At 59.3% G+C, this 4,061-nt stretch carries 2 protein-coding genes; both read left to right on the plus strand.

Going from position 1 to position 4,061, the window contains the following annotated elements:
* The first annotated feature begins 133 nt into the window (after positions 1–133).
* On the plus strand, positions 134–2,317 hold the full coding sequence (gene brxC, locus AAAX59_RS09580; protein WP_349071588.1) for a BREX system P-loop protein BrxC: 2,184 nt from the start codon (positions 134–136) through the stop codon (positions 2,315–2,317).
* A 66-nt stretch (positions 2,318–2,383) separates the two neighbouring features.
* The gene (pglX, locus tag AAAX59_RS09585) at positions 2,384–3,958 is read left to right on the plus strand and encodes a BREX-1 system adenine-specific DNA-methyltransferase PglX (protein WP_349071590.1); all 1,575 of its coding nucleotides are present in this window, start codon (positions 2,384–2,386) and stop codon (positions 3,956–3,958) included.
* Positions 3,959–4,061 lie beyond the last annotated feature (103 nt).

Raw genomic sequence — 4,061 nt, forward strand, 5'->3', positions numbered from 1 at the left:
CATTTCCCCGGACAGGACCACCTTTGCCGCCGAGACCTTGAACTGCCTGTCGTATCGCTTTCTTCTTTGGGTCATCTTGAACACCTTTCGCTCTTAACTAGGTGTCCAATTCATCATACCCACTCCAGTCCGGGTGCTTAAGCTCCTGTACTTGATCCGCTACATCGGCTACGTCAAGGCCACGGTCGAGAACATCTCCATCCTTATGATTGATAGCCTGGACGTGGACAAGCGCGCCCTTAAGGACCGCGTCAAGGAATCTCTCGCCCGCTTGGAGCGCGAGAACTACGTGGCACGCCAGGGCGATACCTATAGCTTCCTCACCGACGAGGAGCAGGAGATAGCGCAGGAGATCGCACGCACTCCGATCGACAACGCGAAGGTGATTGAGTACATCAAGAAGCGCCTGTTCGAAAGCATCTACACTGCGCGCAAACTCAACCGCGGGGCCAACGACTTCCCCTTTGACCGCTACGTGGATGGCTCGATTCATGGATCCAACATGGGCGGCATGGAGCTTTGCGTGGCGACTATGGCGAGCGATCTGGGCCGTTCGGACGATGCCGAGTTGGCATTGAAATCCGTGGATAAGGCCATCGTGGCCTTGAGCGACGAGGTGGATTATTGGGCTCCACTCGTCAACGCCGCCAAGATCCGCAAGTACGCCAAGACGCGAAATCTCCAGGAGCTTCAGCCGAGTACGCGCCAGATCGTCGAGTCCAAGATGCGCGAGGCGGCCTATAACGAGAAAGAGGCCGATACCCTTTTGAGCGAGGCCGTGCTCCATGCACGTTGCGCGGTCAACAGCCGCATGGTTGAGGTCCGCGCGGCCAAACCCGCTCAGGTTTTTGAGCAAGTGCTGGCGCAGCTGTGCGATGTGGTCTTTGATAAGGCCGACTATATCGGCGCGCCGGTCACGAGCGATTCCGATATTCGCTCCACGCTGGCGGGCAACGTTCAAGTGGGGCTCGCTGGCATGGACGCGGGTAACACGCGTGCGCTCAAGGAGGTCGAGGACTACCTCAAAGCGCAGCACCAGCGCCACCTGGATACCGCTATGGGCGATATCCAGCGCCAGTACCAGCAAAGGCCCTTTGGCTGGCGCGAGGTCGACATCGCAAATGTGGTGGCGCAGCTTGTGGTGGAGCAGCGCGCGCAGGTGCTGTTTGGCGGTCAGACGGTTCAAGCTAACGACAGCCGCATGGTGGCGCTCCTGCGCAAGGATGCCGATAAGGCCCAGGTGCGCTTGCGCATGCGCATGAGCGACCGGTTGCTACGCGCCGCGGGCGAACTCATGTGTGACCTGTTTGATCTCAAGACCGTGCCCTCCAACGAGGATAAGCTCGTGGCCGAGCTCAAAGAGCGCCTTGAGGGCTTGCGCGAGGCGTGCCTCGCCATAGCACGCGACTACTACACGGGCATCAAGCCGGCCTACCCGTATCCCGGTGAGGACGAGTGCGAGAAGATGCGCTCGGAGGTGGCCGACGTCCTTAAGGACCAGAACGAGGCCGAGGCGTTCTTGACCACGTTCACCAAGCATGAGGAGCGCTTGCTCGATGCCAAGGAAGACTTTGACAAGGTGGTTGAGTTCGTCGAGTCCAATCAACGAACAGCGTTTGACCACGCCAGGGATTTCTTGAACCGCACCGAGGGTATCGAGTATGCCTCCGATGACATTCCCAGCGCGGTGGAGAACGTGGCAAAGGTGCGCGAGATCCTCAAAGATCCCAAGCCCTACGGCCGTATTAAAGACCTGCAGCCGCTTATGGATCCCGTCGAGGATGACATGAAAAAGCTGCTGGGCATCCGCCGCAATGAGTTTTTGTGTCGCATTGAGAGCGATCTGCAAGACCTGCGGGCGCAGGCCGAGGGTCAAAAGGGCTTTGTCAATCAGGCCAAGGATGCCATAGCAGACGCCGGCACCAAATACGAGTCGTTCAAAAACCGTGCCCACAGCGCTCAAAGTCTCAACGAACTGAGCGTTGTTGCAACTAACTGGGGCGACTGGCTCAGTGCGGCGGCCAACGAGATGTACGACGCTGTGGATGAGGCCCGCGTGCGCATGGACAACGAGCGCCGCACCACCGAGGTCATGAGTACGGGTGAGGTGGTCAAGAAGGTCTCCAACAAGGGCGCCGCATCGTCTGCTCCCGTGCCCGCGCCCAAGCCCCAGCGCAAGATCAAGACTGTGCGCCGCGCCGATCTGGCCAAGCCGAGTCGTCTCTTGTCCGCAGAGGACGTGGAGCGCTACGTGGACGACCTGCGCTCCCGCCTTATGCAGGCACTCGCTGCAAACGACGAGATCCGTATCAACTAACCCGCGGAGCCACCGGTGCCAAAGCGCGCACCGGTGGCTTATGGCGTTTAGAAAGGCTCATCAACCATGAACGATTCTGCTCTTAAGAGCTTCTGCACCTGGGCCCGTACGGAGCTCATCAAAGGCGTGGAGGCGCAGATGGTGCGCTACGGCATCACCGAACCTGCGCCCGCGCCCGTTGGGTCCGAGACCGTCAACGGCCTGCCCCTAAGTCCGGCTGAGATTGAGCAACGCGACGAACTACTGCGCATGCAGGCAGGGGTGGGTCACGAGGCGCTGCGCGACCGTGCGGCCTACACCTGGTTCAACCGCATCGTGGCCATTCGCTTCATGGATGCACGCGGATGGCTTCCCAGCCGTATGCGCATGCTAAGTCGTGCGGACGGCAGCCATGGCAGCGAGGCCGTGGAGAACGCACTGGATGTGGAGATAACGACGGCCGATACCGATCGCATAGCCGAGCTCAAAATGGCGGGCTTGGATGAACCGTTGTGGCGCTACCTGTTTGTTGCTCAGTGCGAGGAGCTTGCCGATTGCCTGCCGGGCGTTTTTGAACGCGTGGGCGGAGCCATGGAGCTGCTGTTGCCCCAGGGCCTCATGATGGCTGACAGTGTGGTGGGCAAACTCAATGCCGTCCTCGCTGACGAGGACTGGCGCGAGGGCGTGACCGTTCTGGGCTGGATGTATCAGTACTACAATGCCGACGTTAAAGACGAGTTCTTCAAGTCCAAGCGCAAGGCAGCGGCGGCGGACATCGCGCCCGCCACGCAGCTCTTCACCCCCGAGTGGATCGTACGCTATATGGTCGAGAACTCGCTCGGCCGTCTGTGGATGCTCAACAATCCGGGGAGTTCGTTACGCGAGCGCATGGAGTATTACATCGAGCCCGATGCTGAGCACGAGGACTTCATCCGCATCTCGAGTCCCGAGGAGATTTCGCTCTGCGACCCAGCGTGCGGCTCGGGCCATATCCTGGTTTATGCGTTTGAGCTGCTCTTTGCCATGTACGAGGAGCGCGGCTACCGCGAGCGCGAGATCCCGGAGCTCATCCTGACCAAAAACCTCGCTGGCATGGAGATCGATCCCCGTGCGGCTCAGATCGCCGAGCTGGCGCTTGCCATGTGCGCTCGCGAGCACGACCGTCGCTTCTTTAGGCGTGGCGTTCGCGCCGATGTTACCGTGCTCACGAGCATTCCGCTGGGGGAGGATGAGCTGCCGGGCAACAAGAAGCTCGCCGAGGAACTGAGCCATTTGGGCGAGATCGGCTCGCTTCTTAATCCTTCAGAGGACGAGATTGACGAGCTTAAGGCCGCCGCCGTGAGCTGTTCCGACGATCTTTTTGCTTCTGCGACCAAAACTAAGCTCGAATGCGCTGCCGCCATCTGCGAGAAACTGTCCCGTCGTTTTACCTGCGTCGTGGCGAATCCTCCGTATATGGGAAGCAGCAGCTTTAACCCCTTTATGAGCAAGTGGGTCAAGAAGAACTACCCCGACGTGAAGAGCGACCTCTGCACGTGCTTTATCGAGCGCGGTTTTAACCTTGTCGAGGATAAGGGCTACGCCGCAATGGTTACCATGCAGAGTTGGATGTTCCTGGGCAGCTTTGAGAAGATGCGCGCTGTTAGCGTCGGATTATTTTAGCAAAATATAGTCGGCCGAGATTGACCAATCCCGGCCGACCCATTTTAGCCAACACGCCCGCATCTATGACTTTCCTATCGCATTCCTACATCCCCTCGGGCTG

Origin of the sequence: Collinsella sp. CLA-ER-H2, from assembly GCF_040092405.1 — a bacterium.
GTDB lineage: Bacteria > Actinomycetota > Coriobacteriia > Coriobacteriales > Coriobacteriaceae > Collinsella.